Source organism: Nonomuraea sp. NPDC059023, assembly GCF_042740095.1.
Taxonomy (GTDB): domain Bacteria; phylum Actinomycetota; class Actinomycetes; order Streptosporangiales; family Streptosporangiaceae; genus Nonomuraea.
In genome coordinates this window covers 1-15,773 of sequence record NZ_JBHYIO010000086.1, presented here as the reverse complement: position 1 = coordinate 15,773, position 15,773 = coordinate 1, and the positions used below count along the sequence as shown (strand labels likewise).

General features: G+C 72.3%; 18 protein-coding genes and 2 pseudogenes. 7 read left to right on the top strand and 13 right to left on the bottom strand.

The window, feature by feature from the left end:
* Positions 1 to 117 precede the first annotated feature (117 nt).
* The 3 genes from ACFWYW_RS57850 to ACFWYW_RS57840 form a co-directional block, all read right to left on the bottom strand.
* Positions 118 to 438, bottom strand: coding sequence for a DMT family transporter (locus ACFWYW_RS57850; RefSeq protein ID WP_379612802.1), 321 nt, complete (start codon positions 436 to 438; stop codon positions 118 to 120).
* A gap of 22 nt (positions 439 to 460) precedes the next feature.
* Complete coding sequence (locus ACFWYW_RS57845) at positions 461 to 790, bottom strand: DMT family transporter (protein WP_379612803.1); 330 nt, start codon at positions 788 to 790, stop codon at positions 461 to 463.
* A gap of 61 nt (positions 791 to 851) precedes the next feature.
* Complete coding sequence (locus tag ACFWYW_RS57840; RefSeq protein ID WP_379641434.1) at positions 852 to 1,718, bottom strand: SDR family oxidoreductase; 867 nt, start codon at positions 1,716 to 1,718, stop codon at positions 852 to 854.
* Positions 1,719 to 1,786: 68 nt separating this feature from the next.
* On the opposite strand from ACFWYW_RS57840, the gene ACFWYW_RS57835 reads away from it, so the two are divergent.
* Positions 1,787 to 2,383 (top strand): TetR/AcrR family transcriptional regulator, encoded by a 597-nt coding sequence (locus tag ACFWYW_RS57835; RefSeq protein WP_379612806.1) that lies wholly within the window; start codon positions 1,787 to 1,789, stop codon positions 2,381 to 2,383.
* Positions 2,384 to 2,482: 99 nt separating this feature from the next.
* Here the strand turns inward: ACFWYW_RS57835 and ACFWYW_RS57830 are convergent.
* Together ACFWYW_RS57830 and ACFWYW_RS57825 are read right to left on the bottom strand one after the other, a co-directional pair.
* Positions 2,483 to 2,662 (bottom strand): annotated as a pseudogene (locus tag ACFWYW_RS57830) (GTP-binding protein); the annotation flags it as partial.
* Positions 2,663 to 2,934: 272 nt separating this feature from the next.
* Entirely contained in the window at positions 2,935 to 3,600 is a 666-nt protein-coding gene (locus ACFWYW_RS57825) for a TetR/AcrR family transcriptional regulator (RefSeq protein WP_379612807.1), read from the bottom strand.
* Positions 3,601 to 3,652: 52 nt separating this feature from the next.
* Here ACFWYW_RS57825 and ACFWYW_RS57820 point away from each other — a divergent pair, with 52 nt between their 5' ends.
* Both ACFWYW_RS57820 and ACFWYW_RS57815 read left to right on the top strand, forming a co-directional pair.
* Positions 3,653 to 4,765, top strand: coding sequence for a hypothetical protein (locus tag ACFWYW_RS57820; RefSeq protein ID WP_379612808.1), 1,113 nt, complete (start codon positions 3,653 to 3,655; stop codon positions 4,763 to 4,765).
* A gap of 220 nt (positions 4,766 to 4,985) precedes the next feature.
* Positions 4,986 to 5,411 (top strand): hypothetical protein, encoded by a 426-nt coding sequence (locus ACFWYW_RS57815; RefSeq protein WP_379612809.1) that lies wholly within the window; start codon positions 4,986 to 4,988, stop codon positions 5,409 to 5,411.
* A gap of 66 nt (positions 5,412 to 5,477) precedes the next feature.
* Here the strand turns inward: ACFWYW_RS57815 and ACFWYW_RS57810 are convergent, their stop codons facing one another.
* The 6 genes and pseudogenes from ACFWYW_RS57810 to ACFWYW_RS57785 form a co-directional block, all read right to left on the bottom strand.
* Positions 5,478 to 5,975: a hypothetical protein gene (locus ACFWYW_RS57810; protein ID WP_379612810.1), complete on the bottom strand. Its 498-nt coding sequence runs from the start codon at positions 5,973 to 5,975 to the stop codon at positions 5,478 to 5,480.
* Positions 5,976 to 6,038: 63 nt separating this feature from the next.
* Entirely contained in the window at positions 6,039 to 6,635 is a 597-nt protein-coding gene (locus ACFWYW_RS57805) for a hypothetical protein (RefSeq protein ID WP_379612811.1), read from the bottom strand.
* The gene (locus ACFWYW_RS57800) at positions 6,632 to 8,017 is read right to left on the bottom strand and encodes a selenium-binding protein SBP56-related protein (RefSeq protein WP_379612812.1); all 1,386 of its coding nucleotides are present in this window, start codon (positions 8,015 to 8,017) and stop codon (positions 6,632 to 6,634) included. The genes ACFWYW_RS57805 and ACFWYW_RS57800 overlap by 4 nt, the downstream gene beginning before the upstream one ends.
* A gap of 64 nt (positions 8,018 to 8,081) precedes the next feature.
* Positions 8,082 to 8,603, bottom strand: coding sequence for a DUF6609 family protein (locus ACFWYW_RS57795; protein WP_379612813.1), 522 nt, complete (start codon positions 8,601 to 8,603; stop codon positions 8,082 to 8,084).
* A gap of 265 nt (positions 8,604 to 8,868) precedes the next feature.
* The gene (locus ACFWYW_RS57790; protein ID WP_379612814.1) at positions 8,869 to 9,600 is read right to left on the bottom strand and encodes an NAD(P)/FAD-dependent oxidoreductase; all 732 of its coding nucleotides are present in this window, start codon (positions 9,598 to 9,600) and stop codon (positions 8,869 to 8,871) included.
* 118 nt (positions 9,601 to 9,718) lie between these two features.
* Positions 9,719 to 10,192, bottom strand: a pseudogene (locus tag ACFWYW_RS57785) (NAD(P)/FAD-dependent oxidoreductase); the annotation flags it as partial.
* A gap of 58 nt (positions 10,193 to 10,250) precedes the next feature.
* On the opposite strand from ACFWYW_RS57785, the gene ACFWYW_RS57780 reads away from it, so the two are divergent.
* From ACFWYW_RS57780 to ACFWYW_RS57765, 4 genes are all read left to right on the top strand, one after another.
* The gene (locus tag ACFWYW_RS57780) at positions 10,251 to 10,850 is read left to right on the top strand and encodes a TetR/AcrR family transcriptional regulator (RefSeq protein ID WP_379612815.1); all 600 of its coding nucleotides are present in this window, start codon (positions 10,251 to 10,253) and stop codon (positions 10,848 to 10,850) included.
* 67 nt (positions 10,851 to 10,917) lie between these two features.
* Positions 10,918 to 11,847, top strand: coding sequence for an alpha/beta hydrolase (locus tag ACFWYW_RS57775; protein ID WP_379612816.1), 930 nt, complete (start codon positions 10,918 to 10,920; stop codon positions 11,845 to 11,847).
* Positions 11,837 to 12,961, top strand: a complete 1,125-nt coding sequence (locus ACFWYW_RS57770; RefSeq protein ID WP_379612817.1) for an acyltransferase — start codon at positions 11,837 to 11,839, stop codon at positions 12,959 to 12,961. The genes ACFWYW_RS57775 and ACFWYW_RS57770 overlap by 11 nt, the downstream gene beginning before the upstream one ends.
* A gap of 85 nt (positions 12,962 to 13,046) precedes the next feature.
* Positions 13,047 to 13,565 carry a snapalysin family zinc-dependent metalloprotease gene (locus tag ACFWYW_RS57765; RefSeq protein WP_379612818.1) on the top strand — a complete coding sequence of 173 codons (519 nt, stop codon included), beginning with the start codon at positions 13,047 to 13,049 and terminating at the stop codon, positions 13,563 to 13,565.
* Between the two features lie 6 nt (positions 13,566 to 13,571).
* Here ACFWYW_RS57765 and ACFWYW_RS57760 read toward each other — a convergent pair whose 3' ends face one another.
* Both ACFWYW_RS57760 and ACFWYW_RS57755 read right to left on the bottom strand, forming a co-directional pair.
* Positions 13,572 to 14,417, bottom strand: coding sequence for an alpha/beta fold hydrolase (locus ACFWYW_RS57760; RefSeq protein WP_379612819.1), 846 nt, complete (start codon positions 14,415 to 14,417; stop codon positions 13,572 to 13,574).
* A gap of 74 nt (positions 14,418 to 14,491) precedes the next feature.
* The coding region (locus ACFWYW_RS57755; RefSeq protein WP_379641432.1) for a CHAT domain-containing protein at positions 14,492 to 15,773 on the bottom strand (1,282 nt) is incomplete at its 5' end.

The window sequence follows — 15,773 nt, the reverse complement described above, 5'->3', positions numbered from 1 at the left end:
AGGCCGCTTCACCTTCCCCCACACCGTCATCGAAGGCGGCCTGCCCGCGGTCCCCGGCGCACTCATCGGCCAACTGAACGGCAAGCACCGGGGAACCACCCTGGTCCGGCTCTGACCTCAGAGCCCTGAGGCGATCTTGAGAGTGATCACGCCGAGGATGATCGAGGCGAACGACAGCACCTTCGGCAGCGTGATCTTCTCCTTGTAGATCAGGGCGCCGAGGATGACGGTGCCGATCGAGCCGAGACCGGTCCAGATGGTGTAGCCGACGCCCACGTCCAGGGTCTTGAGCGCGAGGCTGAGGAAGTAGATGCCGCCGGCGGCGGCCACCAGGGTGAACAACGACGGCCACAACTTGGTGAAGCCCTTGGTGGCGTTGGTGCCGAGGGCGAAGGCGATTTCGAAGACGACGGCGAGCGCGAGAAAGAACCAGGCCATGATGGGTGTGCTCCTTAAGGGGTCAGGCGGCGGTGAGCTTGTCGGACAACTTCAGCCCGAGGACGCCACCGATGATCAGGACGAAGGCGACCGCCTTCCAGACGTTCATGGACTCGCCGAAGATCAGCGTGCCGAGAACGACGGTGCCGGTGGCGCCGATGCCGGTCCACACGGTGTAGCCGACGCCGACGTCCAGGGACTTCAGGGCCAGGCTGAGGAAGAAGATGCCGCCCGCCGCGGCGACGATCGTCACGATGGAGGGCACCAGTTCGGTGAAGCCGTTGGTCGCGTTGGTGCCCAGCGCGAACACCACCTCGAAGACCGAGGCCACGAGCAGATAGATCCATGCCATGAGGAAACTCCTTGCACATACAAGCGACTGAACAGAAGTATGTATGTGCAAGCAAATGAAGTCAACCGGTGGCTTTGCGCGCCTGGAGCTTGGCCACCAGCGACCAATAGATCATCCTGGCCATCGCCACCGGGCCGTAGGAGACACCGTCGGCGTACGGGGCATCGCCGCGCAGAGTGGCGTCCGCGCCGCCGTCGACGTAGAGGATCTGGCCGGTCATGAACGTGTTCGCCGGGCCGATCGTCCAGGCCAGCGCCTCGGCCACGGCGTCGGCCGGGCCGGGGAAGCCGAGCGGCTGCGGCAGGGCCTCGGCCATGAGCTTGGCCTGGGCGGGGGTGGCGAGCATCGTCGTCCGCGCGCTCTCGGTGCCGACGATGCCGGGGGCGACGGCGTTGAGCGGGATGCCGGATCCGGCCCAGCCGGGGGCTGCGCGGCGTACCCACCGGTTGAGGGCGATCTTGGTGGAGCGGTAGAGCACGCCGCCCTTCCCCCGGGCGATCGCCCGCCGGGCCGCCGCGCTCGCGGCGTCCTCGTCGTCGCGCAGGCACGCGGCGACCACGTCACCGTCGCCCGCCGACAGCGACGACGCGGACGACACCACGACCGCGCGCGGCGCGCCCGACCGCGCGAGCAGCGGGCGCAGGCCGTTCAGGACGGCGAGCGTGCCGAAGTAGTTGACCCGGACGGTCGCCTCCGTGGGGGCGGCGATGCCCGCGACCAGCGCGAGGCCGTCGATGCCCGAGGGAGCCAGCCGCCGCACGTCCCGGACCAGCGCGGCCCTGCCGTCGGCGGCGCCGAGGTCAGCGCGGACGTCGGCGCCCGCCGCCACGCCGCAGCGGATCACCCTGGCTCCGCGGTCGGCCAGCAGATCGGCGGTGAGCGCGCCGATGCCGGTGTCGGCGCCGGTGACCACGTAGGTGCGTGTCATCGTTTCGTCCTTTCACTGCACTTATGCATTTATGCACTAATGTAGCGAAAGGCGGTAGGATGTGCGGCATGCCGAAATCGACGGGGTTGCGCGATCGCAAGCGGCGGATGACGCGGGAGGCGATCGTGCTGGCCGCGACCGAGCTGTTCACCGGCCGGGGCTTCGCGCGGACCACCGTGGCCGACATCGCCGGCCGGGCCGGGGTGGCGCCGCGGACGTTCTTCCTGCACTTCGCCTCCAAGGAGGACGTGCTGTTCCACCACATCGAGCGGTACGTGGAGATCGCGGTCGCCCGCGTCTCCGCGCTGCCCGCCGGGACGACGGCGTGGGAGGCGGTGCAGCGGGCGGTGGAGTCGCTGGTCGACGCCCTTGACGTGGCCGACACCAACATCGACGCGCTGGCGCCGGTCAGGGTGATGGTGGCGCGGGAGTCGGGCGGGATGCCGCCGTCGCTGGCCGTACGCCTGCACGGGGTGCAGACGCGCATCCTCGACGCGATCGCCGGGCGTTACCCCGGTCTTGACCTGCTGCGCTGCGCCGCCCACCTGGGTGCCTGCGTGGGCGCCGTGAGCGCCGTGGCCTCCCAGGACGCCGTCCCGTCGGCCCGCACCGACGCCATGCGCCAAGCCATAGCCCTGGCCGGCACCGGCTTCGCCACCCCCTGAAGCGCCCTCACCCCCTGAAGCGCCCCACCTCCCGATCCCGGTGTCGATGAGGTTGACGCGGCAGCCGTTCCAGTCGCAGCTGACCGCGGCGGCGAAGATGGTGATGCCGCGGTCGCGTTCCTGGGGGTCGAAGTCGGTGACGGTGGTGCCGTGGTGGACGTCGCCACGTTTGCAGGTGGCGCCGGTGAAGTGCAGGATGCGTTCCGTGACGGTGGTCTTGCCGGCGTCGACGTGGGCGAGGATGCCGATGTTCCGCAGGTCGCGGGGGTTGGTGCGCACGGTCCGTGCCTTTCGGCGTGATCTTGGACAGGACGGCGCGATGGGCCGGGCGAGCGTGGGCGTCAGCCGGTGCCGATACGGGTACCGGGGCTCGTCAGGGCCTTAGCCGGTGGCGGGCGCGCAGCCGCCGCCGGGCGGCCGCAGACACCAGGATCACCTCGTGGCGGGTCCGGGGTACGAACGTGGCGTCGCGCACGGCCGTCCCCCTCGCTCATCGTGGTGATCTCTGTCTGCGGCGGGTGTAGGGAGGACTGAGGTGGGCGTGCCACTGGTTAAAGGCGGGCCTCGATGCCGTCGAGTATCACGTCCAGGCCGAGCGCGAACTGGCCGTCGAAGTCCTGGTTCTCCACGTCGGCCGAGGTCGCGAGCGTGGTGTGGGCGGTGCGCTCCAGGTGGCGCTGGAGCCCGGCCCTGATGTCGGCGTCGGCCTCCGGGGTACGGACCAGCGCCCACCAGGTGTTCTCGGCGGCGGTGAAGCCGCTGACGTAGAACGACAGCGCGCCGACGGCGGCGCTCAGGGCGGGGCCGCTCAGCCCGGCCCGCGCGAGCTCCGCGTGGAAGAGCTCGGCGCGGGCCAGGGCGTTGGGCCCGGCCAGCGGGCGGGTGGCGGTCAGGCCGGGCACCCAGGGATGGCGGCGCATGACGGCGCGGCTGCGCGCGAGCTGCCGGGCCAGCAGTTCGCGCCAGGGCAGGCTCCCTGGCGCGGGCAGGTCGATCTCGCCGAACACCTCGTCCAGGGCCAGGTCGAGCACGTCCTCCCTGGTCCGCACGTACTCGTACAGCGACATCGTGCCCGCGCCCAGGCGGGCGGCGAGCGCGCGCATGGAGAACCCGGCCAGGCCCTCGGCGTCCAGCAGCCCGACGGCGGCCGCGACGATGCGCTCGCGGGTCAGGCGCGGCTTGCGCGCGGGCTCTTCCTCCCGGAACCAGATGGACACTGTTCTCCCTTCCGTGCACTGTACGGAAAACCGTACAGCTAGCGTGCCGGGCATGAAGGACTACGCGATGCTGGCCCTGCTCCTCGACCGCCTGATTCACGGCACGGTCCTCATCTACCGAGGGCCCGAGGAGTGGCGGCGGGAGGCGGGCGCGCGTCCCGCGCCCGATCCGGGTGAGCTCGCCGGCCTGGCCGACCGGCTGCTGGACGGGGAGCCGTCCCCGTACGTGGCGGCCCAGCTCAGGGCGATGCGCGCGGTCGCCCGCCATCTGGCCGGGGAGCGGCTGCCGCTCGCCGGGTTCGCGGGCGAGGTGCTGGGGGTGCGGCCCGGGTGGCGGCCGGAGGAGGAGTTCGCGCGGGCGCACGACCTGCTCGACCGCGCGCTGCCCAAGGGCCCCGGCACTCTGGCCGTACGGCTGGCGGCCTGGCAGGACGTCCACCGGCTGACCAGGATGGAGCTCCTGCCGGAACTAGTGGCCGAGGCGGCGGCCGAGTGCCGGGCGCGGACGGAGTCCCTGGCCGGCCTGCCGGGTACGGACCGGCTCGACTGCCAGGTGGTGAGCGGGGTGCCGTACCACGCGGCCGGGCATCACGACGGCGGCTCCCGCTCGACGATCTACGTCAACGGCGACCTGCCGTTCAACGTCGCCGACCTGCTCTACGTCGTGGCCCACGAGGGCTACCCGGGGCACATCGCCGAGTCGCTGGTGATCTCCAGGGCGGGCCTGCCCGAGCAGCGGGTGCGGTTCATGTTGTCGCCGTCGTTCCTGGTCAGCGAGGGTCTGGGGTTGTGCGCCCAGGAGATCGTCTTCCCGGGTGGCCAGGCGCGGGAGTGGCTGGACTCAGCCATGCTGCCGCGGCTCGGCATCCGGCCGGACGGCGCCGACCTGGCCGCGATCCACACGTTCAGGAACGTCGTGTGGGGCGTGTGGGCGAACGCCGCGTTCCTGGCGGCGGAGGGCCGCCCGGACGGCGAGGTGGCGGCCTACCTGTCGCGCTGGGCGCTGCTGAGCGAGGAAGAGGCGGGCCTGGCGCTGGCCCACGTGCGGCCGTCGGTGCTGACGCCGTATCTGTTCGGCTACTCCGAAGGGTGGCGGGTGGTGAAGGAGCGCATCGGCACCCCCGATCAGATCCGCCATCTGCTGTCGGGACGCGCACTGCCGTGATGAATCTTTGTGACATTGGCCTCTCTGTCCACCGAAGCACTGTCATATGGACAAAGTGCAGGTAGAAGGGTGTCTTTCGAGGTGGCGAACAGTGCCGGGACGGCTACGCATGGGCGCCTCGGCCCAGGGCACAACCAAATATCGACCGTCTGTTTACTTCGACCACACGCCCCATCTCTTCTACTAGGAAGGTAACGATTCGGCGCACGAGGAGGTCACAATGAATCCGAACGCGTTAGAGACCAAAGCGCAGCAACGCGGCTGGCAGGTTGTCAGCGAGTACGACGGGGACGGGCCGATGATGACGCTCGTCCGCGATGACTGGGAGATCTGGGTGGCGTTCTCCGGATCAGCTCCCGAAACAGCGACCCTCCGCAAGCCAGGCCGCACCGAGCCGAGAAAGCTCGGACTGCGTGAGATAGGCATGTGGGTACGGCGCGACCGCGGCCAGATGAGCCGCTTCGCCGTCGGTGACGAGGTCATCGTCGGCGGCAGACCGGGCACGGTCACCGACATCACGCTCGCCCGGAGTCCGGGCGACACCCCAGGACGGATCCGCCTGACCGTGGCCTACGACGACGGCGGCACCGGCACCCCGTTCAGCGACCAGGTGGAACGACCACGAGCCGGATTGGGCCGAAGATAGGCCCCGGGCAGGCACCCTCCCACCCCCCGGCCTGTCCGTCAACGCTGGGTTGACGGACGTTAAGCGTCAACCTATGGTTGACGCATGTGCACATGGGTCATGCGCGTCGCCGCCGCCCTGCTCCTTCTCGGCCTGGTGAGCGCCATGTTGTGGTGACGCCGCGAGCGTCCGTCCGCAGGCGCGTACCGTGTCATAGTCGTGCACGGCCAGCGCCACCGGCCCGGCGAACGAGATCACGACGACCAGCACGAGCAGGAACGGCTCCAGCCACCACCGCCGCAGCAACCGCGCCCGCGCGACCAGCAGCACCAGGAGCGCGATCGAGGCCGACGCGATCGAGACGGCCGGGAACACGACGATCCGCCCCAGGGCCCAGAACACACTGGACACGACCAGCGCGAACCGCTCACCGCCCAGGCAGTTGGCCCGCGCCCACCACGCCAGGCGGATCTCCAGCAGCGTCCCCGTCGTGGAGCACAGCACCGCGATGACCGCCGGGAAAGCGCAGCCCAAGGTCCAGCGCACCTCGCGGGGCTCCGGCCCGCGCCATCGTGTCAGGGTCACGGCGCCAGCACATCAAGCCGGTGTGGGATGCTCCCGCAGGGTTTGTCGAGATCCTGTCGAGGTTCAGAGCACGGCCTGCGCCAGCGTGATCACCCCCGCCGCCACCAGCGCCGCCGCCCACATGCGGTCCACGTTGAACCACGCCCGGCGCAGGATGGTCAGGCCGGCGAGCTCGTACACGAGGACCGCCGTCACCGCCGCCGCCGCGAACATGGCCAGCGTGTGCAGACCGGCGGCGCCCAGGCCGCCGCTCATGGCGTGGCCGTGCTCGTGCATGCCGGAGAAGACGGGCAGCAGCATCAGCCCCGCCCCGTGCGCCGAGGACATGAGGAACGACCACCCGGCCAGCTGCGGCAGCGTCAGCCGCATCCCCGCCCACCGGAAGTGCCGGTCGGACAGCAGCCGCCACAGGCCGAAGCCGACCAGCAGGACGCCGCCGCCGATCGCCAGCGCGCCGCCGGTGACCAGCGAGCCGGTGACGGCGACGACCACGGCCACCAGCGCCACCGACGCCAGGTGACCGGCGGCGATGGCGGGCAGGGAGGCCAGCAGGCGGCCGCGTGAGCGCTCCTGCAGGCCCCGGGCGACGGCGAACAGCCAGCCCATGGCCGGGTTGAGCCCGTGGAAGGCGCCGAGCAGCAGGATCGCCGCGACCGTCACGGGAAGCAGTAGGAGTCGGAGGAGGCGTCGCCGCCCTGGAGCTTGACCTGGTGGGGGCGCAGGCCGCGGAAGTCGGTGACGAACAGCCGCTCGTCGAAGGCGAACGCGTCGGTGTCGACCTTGGCCAGCCAGGAGCCGACGCCCTCGGGGTAGAACTGGTCGTCCCAGGCGCCGTACAGGGAGTTGGTGAGGTAGACGCGCTTGCCGTCGCGGCTGACCTCGACCATCTGCGGGCCGCCGCGCAACTCCAGGCCGGGGCGGGCCGGGTGCGGGGTACGGCCGGTGATGCCGCCGATGCGCAGCGAGCCGATCTCGACCGGGTTGAAGGGGTCGGCGACGTCGAACTGCTTGAGCTCGCCGGTGCCCCAGCAGGAGACATAGAGGCGCTGGTCGTCGACGGACAGGTCGATGTCGGTGACCAGCGGCGGCACCGCGCCGAACGGCTGCAGCAGCGGCGGCAGGTCCGCGGCCGTGGCGGGCTCGGCGGGGATCGTGATGACCTTGCGCACCGCGAACCGCTCGCCCTCGCGGTACCACAGCCAGACCGACGCCGACAGGTCCTCGACGCTGGTGACGACGCCGACGAAGCCGTACTGCCGGGTGGGGTCGTGGGCGGGGCGCAGCTCCAGCGGCATCTGGTACTGGTCGCCCAGGTCGATCTCCTGCAGGTGGCGGCCCTTGGGCAGATCCCAGACGTGCAGCCGATGGCCGTACTTGCGCCCGAGCAGCAGCTCGCCGACGAGCCCGTCCTCGATCATCGACGGCGTGCCCCACTCCGAGGTGATCAGCACGTCGTGGTTGAGGTGCCACCAGAAGTCGTAGGCGAGGTACTGCGGCCCGCGCTCGCTCTCCCACCGCCTGCGCACCTCAAAGGTCCGATGGTCCAGTACGGCGATGCCGCCCGGCCCGTCCTGCCCGTCTACCCCGCCGAGCGCGGAGACATAGAGCCCGTCGGGCCCGCAGTGCACGGTGTGCGGTCGCGAGTACCCGGCCTTTTCGGCAAGCTCGTCCGCCTCGATGACCTTGACCAGTTCCGGGCTGATCCGGTCCTTGGTGTCGAAGATGTGGATCCGGGAGCTGCGTAACCCGGGGACGACGAGGTAGCGTCGTTCGGTGTGCGGGTGCGGGGCCGACGGGCACAGCGCGCTGCTGCAGGCGTTCCACCCGAAGTGGTGCAGCTCGTCGCCGGTGTTGGGCAGGTCCGTCCAGCCGACGAGCTCGCCGTAGGTGGCCGAGCCGGGGTCGGTGTCGAGGACGGCGATCGCGTCGGGCCGCTCGGCTTTGCGGTCGAAGGCGGCGACGTACGCGAGCTTCTCGGGTGGCCCCGCGGCAGCGTCGCGGGGCGAGGGATAGAAGGTGGGATCAGGGGTCCAGAGCGCCATACCTCCAGGATTCCGATATTTCCTACAAGGTCAATAGACTTGTTCGGCTCAAAGGCTCAAAGGCTCAGGTGAACGTGAGCGCCGGGTAGGCCAGCAGCATGACGGCCCCGAACCCGATCTTGAGCAGAGCGTCGGCGATGCCGAAGACCCGCATGGGCACCTGCTGGGCCCGTAGCCCGACGAAGGCGTTGACGATCAGCAGGAGGCCGAGCACCACGATGAGCGGCCCGTGCGCCAGCCCCATGGGCAGGAAGTGCACGCCCACGACGAGCAGGATGGACAGGATGAGCGTGCGCTCGCCCGCGTCCTTGTAGCGGGTCAGCACCAGGTAGATGAGCCCCATCTCGATCACGATGGCGCCGGCGAGGCCGGCGATGTGGATGAACGAGGGCTTGCCGAGCGAGGGCAGCAGCGCGCTCAGCCCGCTGGCGGTCAGGCCGGTGGCGAAACCGCCGATGACGAAGACCAGCCAGCGCGAACGGAAGATCCAGCTCAGCAGGAAGCCGAGGCCGAGAAACAGGAGGAAGAGCCCGCCACCGCGGATCAGCGGGTAGGGGTGGGCCAGGAGGGTCTCGACGGTACTCATAGGACGTCAGCCTTCCATGCCGCAATGACCGCATTGACCACGTCTGCGAAGGTAGTGGGTGACCACCCCGCGATCGGCACCCGCAATCCAGCGAGGGAAGACTTCGCCCCGTCCCGCAACGACGCCGCGCTCGCCGCCCCCGCGAGGGCGAGCGGAAGCCGGCCCCGGATCACGAGCCTGTCGTGGTGCCGCGCGGGACGGGAAGCCCGGCGCATCCGGTGACCGGGTGGCCGCCGGCGGGGTGGAGCGGGAAAGGTGGCTTTGGTCATGCCGGCCAGTCGGCCGCGGGGACCCGGGCGGGCAGTTCCGGGTCGGCCGAATCGAGGGGGACCGCCGGCGAGCGCACCAGCCCGAACTGCACGCTCTGCCGCCGCAGCACCGCGTCCAGGAACCAGTCGACGGCGGTCCTGATCCGGTTGGCCGGCATCGCCATCAGGTGGTAGCCCCGGGTGACGACCTTGGCCGGGAAGCCGGTCAGCGGAACGCCGAGCGGCTGGGCCGCCGCCTGCATGCCGCCGAGGTCGACGACGAGGCCGAGGTCGTGGTGCTTGTAGGGGCGCGGCTTGCCGTACCCGAGCGAGGCCGCGACGTTGCGGGCGGCCGCCCTGCCCTGGCGCTCGGCGTGCTGGGCGGTCATCGCGCACAGCTCGCCGTCCCTGGTCAGATCCGGTACGGCCGCCGCGTCGCCACAGGCGAAGATCTCCGGGTGGCCGGGCACGGCCAGGTTCTCGTCCACGAGGATGCGCCCGCGTACCGTCTCCAGCCCGAGGTCGGAGGCGAGCGGGTCGGGCCGTACCCCGGCGCCCCACACGATGGTCCGCGTGGGCACGAACTCGCCGTCGGTGAGCAGCACGCCGTCGCGCGTCGCCTCCTGGACGGAGGTGCCCGTGCGCACCTCCACTCCCCTGCGCCGCAGCACCCGCCCGGCGCTCGCCGACAGCCGCGCCGACAGTTCGGGCAGCACGCGGGGCGCGAGGTCGAGCAGCAGCCAGCGCACCGGGCTGGTCGCGCAGGCGCGGGTGGCGGCGGGTGAGCGACCGGGTCAGCAGTTGTCCGGTGGCGGCGACCTCGGTGCCGGTGTATCCGGCGCCGACCACCACGAACGTGCACCGGGCCGCGCGCTCGGCCGCGGACTCGGCCTCTGCGGCCAGTTCGATCTGCCGGATGACGTGGTCGCGCAGGTAGACGGCCTCGGGGATGCCGCGGAAGCCGTGGCTGTGCTCGGCCACTCCGGGGATGGGCAGGATCTTGTTGACGCCGCCCACGGCCAGCACGAGCCGGTCGTAGTCCAGTTCGCGGTGGACGTCCTCGGGGTCGCGGTAGCGCACCCGCCCGGCCCGCACGTCCACGTGGTCGACGGTGCCGAGCACGACGCGCACCCCGCGCAGCGAGGCGGTCAGCGGCACCGCGATGCGGCGCGGGTCCAGGACGCCGGCGGACACTTCGGGCAGCAGCGGCAGGTACAGCGAGTAGTCGGTCGGGTTGACCAGCACGATCTCGGTCTCGGCTCCGGCCTTGCGGGCCAGCGTACGGGCGGCGTGGAAGCCGGCGAAACCGGCTCCGACGATCACGATCCGCGATCGGTACATGCGGCTCCTCCTTATGAAACTAAGAGTTTCGAATCTAACGGTGTCGTATAGTGGCACAGTGCACGAACAAGCGCAACGGATGGGCCGCCCCCGCGAGGGCCGGGTCGACACCGCCATCGCCAAAGCCACGCTGGAACTGCTGGGCGAGGTCGGCTACGCGCGGCTGACCATGGACGAGGTCGCCGCCAGGGCCGGGATCAGCAAGGCCACGATCTACCGGCGGCACCCCTCCAAGCAGGAGATGGTCTTCGCCGTGGCCATCCACGGGGACCATCTGCCGATCCCCGACACCGGCACGCTCCGCGGCGACCTGGAACAGCTCGCGCGCACCATCGTCGGCCACCTCAGCGGCCCGGCCACCAAGGCGCTCATCGGCCTGCTCGGCGAGGTCGACACCGACCCCGGCCTGGCCGACCGCTTCGTGGCCGCCTTCATCGAGCCGGAGCGCCTGGGCAACGCCGCGATGCTCGAACAGGCCGTACGCAGGGGCGAGCTGGCGCGCCTGCCGGACATGGACCTGTTCCACGCGATGTTCGGCGGGACGGTGCTGGCCTGGATGCTGCTGGCCAGAAACGACCCCGAGGAGCTACCGGAACGACTGGCCACCGCGGCTCTCGCCGTCCTGCGCGACGCCGAACTGCGCGCGGATGGTACCTGAGGGCTAGGCGAAGATCCACTCCCCGGCGGGACGCTGACGACCTGGGGCGATCCCTAAGTTTTCGGGCATGCCCAACATCAGCCGGCTGCTGCTGCGCGCACTGGTCGCCGCGGCGGTGGCCGTACCGATCTCGGGGGCGGCGGGCTCGTCGGCGGTGCCCGCCCCGGTGCCCGCCGTCCAGCCGCCGCTGTCCTCGGCCGATCCCGCCGTCCTCGCCGGCCGGTACGCGGCGAGCCGTACCTCGGTCCTGGCGGCCGAGCGGTCGGCGGCCGCGGCTGGGCACCCCTCCCGGGCCGCGGCGCTGCGGGCGATGGCGGGCCGGGACCGTACGTTCCTGTCCTTCGACGGCCGCGACGGCGGCCGGACGGCCGAGGTCTTCGGCGACCTGTCGCGGGCCGCGACGATCGCCGTGCTGGTCCCCGGCTCCGACACCGACCTCGACTCCTACGGCCGCCTCTACGGCGGCGCCACCCGGCTGGCCGCCCAGCTCGGCGAGGGCGGGGCGGTCGTCGCCTGGGTGGGCTACCGCACGCCCGCCACCGTGAGCGCGCAGGTGCTGACCACCGCCCTGGCCGACGAGGCGGCGCCCGGCCTGCGCGCGTTCGTGCGCGAGCTGCGCGCCGCCAAACCGGGCGCGCGGATCTCGCTCGTGTGCCACTCCTACGGCGCCGTCGTCTGCGGCAGCGCCGCGCCCGGCCTGCCCGTCGAGGAGATCGTCCTGTACGGCAGCCCCGGCGCCGGCGCGGACACCGCCGCCGCCCTGCGTACCACCGCCGGCGTCTGGGCCGGGCGCGGCGCCCGCGACTGGATCTCCGGCGTGCCGCACACCCGCCTCACGCTGCCCTTCGCCACCCTCGGCCTGGGCGCCGATCCGGTCTCGCCCGGCTTCGGCGCCCGGATCTTCCCCGCGGGCGCGGCCGCCCACAGCGACTACCTGAACGCCGGCACGCCCTCGCTGCGCGCCATCTCCGCGATCGTGTCCGGCCATGGCGTCTGAGCCGACGCTGTCCGGGCGCATCGGCGCGGCCACCCCGTCCGGCCGCGACCGCGCCGTTGACGGGCTGCGCGCCCTGGCCATCCTCGGTGTCGTGCTGGGCCACTGGCTGGTGACCGCGCTGGTCGCCGACAGCGGCTCGGTCCGGGTGACCAGCCCGCTCAAGGCCGTGCCCGAACTGGCGCCGATCTCCTGGGTGTTCCAGACGCTCGCACTGTTCTTCCTGGTCGGCGGCATGACCGCGGCCAAGTCCTACGCCTCGGCCACGAGCTACGGGCCGTGGATCCGCGCGCGCCTGGCCCGGCTGAGCCGTCCCGTCGTGCCGGTGCTGCTGGTGTGGTGCGTGGCGGCGGGCGGGATGCTCGTGGCCGGGGCCGAGCTCGAGACGGTGACCGCGCTGGTGCGGCTGGTGGTCTCGCCGCTGTGGTTCCTGCTGGTGTTCGCGGCGCTGACGGCGGCCACGCCACTGGCCGTCCGCCTGCACCCGGTGTGGCCGCTGGCCGTCGTCGCGACGGTCGACCTGCTCCGGTACGGCCTGGCCGCCCCGGACTGGCTCGGCTGGGTCAACCTGGCAGCGGGCTGGCTGGTGCCGTACACGCTGGGCGCGGCCTGGACCCGCGGCACACTGGGCGGAACCGGAACGCGCGGCGGGCAGGGCGGCCGGGGTGCCGGGTGGGTTCTGCTGGTGGGTGGCGGGGTGAGTGCCGCGGCGCTGGTCGTCTGGGCCGGGTATCCGGCGTCCATGGTGGGCGTGCCGGGCGCGGCGATCTCCAACCTGAACCCGCCCACCCTCGCCGCGGTCGCCTTCGGCCTGGCCCAGTGCGGGGCGGCGCTGCTCGCCCACGGTCCGCTGACGCGGGCGCTGCGCCGGCCCGCGGCGTGGGCGGCGGTGGCGCTGGCGAACCTGTCGGCGATGACGGTGTTCCTCTGGCACCAGACGGCCATGATCGCGGTCACCGCGCTGGGCCTGGCGGCGGCGGGGCCCCTGCCGGGACTGCACACCGCGCCGGTCGAATCGGACTGGGTGGTGGCCCGTGTGGCCTGGTTGCCGGTGTTCGCGGCGGCGCTTCTGGTGTGTGTGGCGGCCTTCCGCTCCGCCGAACTGCGCCGGGCATAACACGGTGATAGGGGCAATCTGGCGGGGCCCCCTGGAGAGCATGAGCCGCTTACCGTGACAGCACCCCCCACTTTGAGGAGGATCCATGTCACGAATCCTTCGGCTGTCCTTGTCCCTCGTCCTCTCCCTCACCTTCCTGCTGCTCAGCTCGCCCGCGCAGGGCTCCGTAGTGCGCGTGCTGCGCTACGACGCCAGCCGGGCGCAGGAGTTCCGGGCCACGGTGGACCAGGCGGCGCAGATCTGGAACAGCCATGTCGTCAACGTCCGTCTCGTCCCCGGCACCCCCGCGCAGATCACCGTCCTGGCCGACAACGGCTGGCCCCGGGCGCTGCCGACCAGCCTGGGCCGCGGCACCATCTGGATGGGCCGGCAGGCCACCGCGCAGGGTCACAACGCGCTGCGCATCGCCACCCACGAGATCGGCCACATCCTGGGCCTGCCCGACCGCCGCACCGGCCGCTGCACGGACCTGATGTCGGGTTCGAGCGCGGGCACGAGCTGCACCAACCCCAACCCGAACGCGGCGGAACGGGCCGAGGTGGACCGGAACTTCGCCGGCGGCACCCCGGCCGTGGAGTTCGGCAAGGTTCACGTCAACCGCTGAGTTCCCTCAGAGGGCGGCGGCCAGCCAAGGCCGGATGAGGGGCACGACCGCGGACGCCTGCATGGCGCTCATGTGGTCGAGCCCGTCGAGCAGGCGCACGTCCCAGCCGTGCGCCTCCATCTCCGCCCGCCGCTGCTTGAACGGCCCGGCGATGTCGACGACCGTGTCGCCCCACGCCGGGCCGTACTCGATCACGTCGCCGGATCCGGCGAAGGCCAGCCGGGGGCAGGTCACCCGCTCCTGGACGGCGGCGTCGTCGAAGCCCTTCAACGCCTGGTAGAGCGTGGCGAACTGCCGGGTCTGCGCGGGCGACATCGTCACCGTGGCGCTCGACCAGTCCCCCGGCTCGGCAGGCTCGGCGGGCTCGGCGGGCTGGGCGGGCGCCTCCAGCGCCATCTGATACGTGGCCATGGTCACGGCCAGCATCGCCTCGTACGGCCCGCCGATCGGCGGATATCCGCCCATGACCAGCGCGGAGAGCCGGTCGGTGCGGATGGCGAGCTGCAACCCGGTCAGCGCCAGCCAGGAGTACCCGTAGTAGGCGAAGGTCCCGGCGCCCGCCGCGTCGGCGACGGCGAGCATGTCGCGGGCGAGGTTGTCCGGCGTGAGCGTCTCGGGCTTGGGCCGGCTCAGCACGTGCCCCTCGTAGTCGAAGACGATGACGCGCAGGCCCTCGCTCAGCCCTTGGACGAGGTGGTGGCCGAGCGAGAGGTCGGCGCCCCACTTGGCGGCCTCCTCGGCCTTGGCGGCGTCCTGCGCGGGGTGCGGGTTGGCCGGCAGCAGCAGGGCGGGCCCGTCTCCGTGGATCTCGAACTCGATGGTCTGCCCGTCGTGGAGGGTCGCGTTCGGCATGGGATGCCCCCTTATCTCTTTACGGCATAAGCGATTACCTGCGACCACAATACCTTAGGCCGTAAGGAGTTGTCTCATCCCGCCCCGAACGACTGGAACGACCAGCCCGTCGCCACCGCCACCGGGTCACCCGCGCACTCGCGGCGGGCGGCCGTCAGCGCGGCGGGCAGCGCCGCCCCGGCGCGCAGCTCCCGGTGCAGGCTGACCATCAGCGGCACCGCGGCCGCGTCGTTGACCGGGACGACGCTGGCCACCACCCCGGCCGTCCCCAGCTCCACCAGGCAGGCCACCAGGCCGAGCAGCTCATCGGCCCCCGCCGCGGCGCCCCGCCCCGACTCGCAGCTCGACAGCACCACCTGCCGCGGCGGGCGGCGCAGGCGCTCCAGGTCGTAGACCGTCAGCGGCCCGTCGTCCACGCGCAGCGCCGAGAACAGCGGGCTGTCGGCGCGGAAGGTCCCGTGCGCGGCGATGTGCGCGAGCCGCCGTCCCTCCATCGCCGCCAGAATCCTCGGTACGGTCGCCGTCCCGTCCTCCAGCACGACCGGGTCGGCGTGCCCGGCGGCGATCTTCGGCACCTCGGCGCCCTTCGAGGCCAGGCCGGGCCCGCGTACCAGCACCACGCCCGCGCCGTCCGCGCCCGGCTCGCGGGCGCGCAGCCAGGAGGCGGCCGACGGCGCCACGCTCACCACGCGCTCGCGCAGCGACGGCAGCATGCTCCACGGCACCCCGTGCAGGCGGCCGGGCGGCACGATCACCACGTCACGGTCGCCGAGCGCCCGCCCGGCCGCGCCGAGCAGCAGCCGTTCCAGCTCGGCTCCCGCGCTCTCCAGCTGGTTCAGCAGCGCCGCGGGGGCGAGCGTGGAGCGGCCGTGGGCCAGGCGCGACAGCGCGAACCTGGCCAGGTGCAGTTGCCGCGCCGCCTGCTCCAGCGGGCCCGCGGGCAGCCGCCTGACCCGGCCGCCGCCGCACAGCAGGACGTGCAGGCCGCCGTCGACCTCGACGAGTTCGAGCAGCAGGTCCCCGCCCAGCGCCGCCAGCAGCCTGCCGGGGTCGAAGGGCGGGCAGGCGATCCGGTCGCCGCGGGCGCGCAGCGCTCTGGCCCGTGCCGCGCGCTCCAGCCGTACCTGCTCGGCCTGGAGGAGCGCGGTCGGCAGGCCGCGGGCGTGCGCGTCGGCCAGCCGTCCGGCGACCGCGCGGATCGCGGCGAGGTCGGCCTGCAGGTCGGGGTCGTCGGGCGGGCGGGCCGGCGGGACGGCCAGCGCGCCGGCCCGCCACCGCTCGCTCCATGTCAGCAACATCCTCGGCCGCCCCGCGCGCAGGGCGTGGCGCTGGCCGAGCGCGGCCAGTTCGGCGCCC

What these genes read in the sequence shown, in the direction of transcription:
- ACFWYW_RS57850 (WP_379612802.1), bottom strand. Translation starts at nt 438, where the DNA reads ATGGCCTGGTTCTTTCTCGCGCTCGCCGTCGTCTTCGAAATCGCCTTC.
- ACFWYW_RS57845 (WP_379612803.1), bottom strand. Translation starts at nt 790, where the DNA reads ATGGCATGGATCTATCTGCTCGTGGCCTCGGTCTTCGAGGTGGTGTTC.
- ACFWYW_RS57840 (WP_379641434.1), bottom strand. Translation starts at nt 1,718, where the DNA reads ATGACACGCACCTACGTGGTCACCGGCGCCGACACCGGCATCGGCGCG.
- ACFWYW_RS57835 (WP_379612806.1), top strand. Translation starts at nt 1,787, where the DNA reads ATGCCGAAATCGACGGGGTTGCGCGATCGCAAGCGGCGGATGACGCGG.
- ACFWYW_RS57820 (WP_379612808.1), top strand. Translation starts at nt 3,653, where the DNA reads ATGAAGGACTACGCGATGCTGGCCCTGCTCCTCGACCGCCTGATTCAC.
- ACFWYW_RS57815 (WP_379612809.1), top strand. Translation starts at nt 4,986, where the DNA reads ATGAATCCGAACGCGTTAGAGACCAAAGCGCAGCAACGCGGCTGGCAG.
- ACFWYW_RS57800 (WP_379612812.1), bottom strand. Translation starts at nt 8,017, where the DNA reads ATGGCGCTCTGGACCCCTGATCCCACCTTCTATCCCTCGCCCCGCGAC.
- ACFWYW_RS57795 (WP_379612813.1), bottom strand. Translation starts at nt 8,603, where the DNA reads ATGAGTACCGTCGAGACCCTCCTGGCCCACCCCTACCCGCTGATCCGC.
- ACFWYW_RS57775 (WP_379612816.1), top strand. Translation starts at nt 10,918, where the DNA reads ATGCCCAACATCAGCCGGCTGCTGCTGCGCGCACTGGTCGCCGCGGCG.
- ACFWYW_RS57770 (WP_379612817.1), top strand. Translation starts at nt 11,837, where the DNA reads ATGGCGTCTGAGCCGACGCTGTCCGGGCGCATCGGCGCGGCCACCCCG.
- ACFWYW_RS57765 (WP_379612818.1), top strand. Translation starts at nt 13,047, where the DNA reads ATGTCACGAATCCTTCGGCTGTCCTTGTCCCTCGTCCTCTCCCTCACC.
- ACFWYW_RS57760 (WP_379612819.1), bottom strand. Translation starts at nt 14,417, where the DNA reads ATGCCGAACGCGACCCTCCACGACGGGCAGACCATCGAGTTCGAGATC.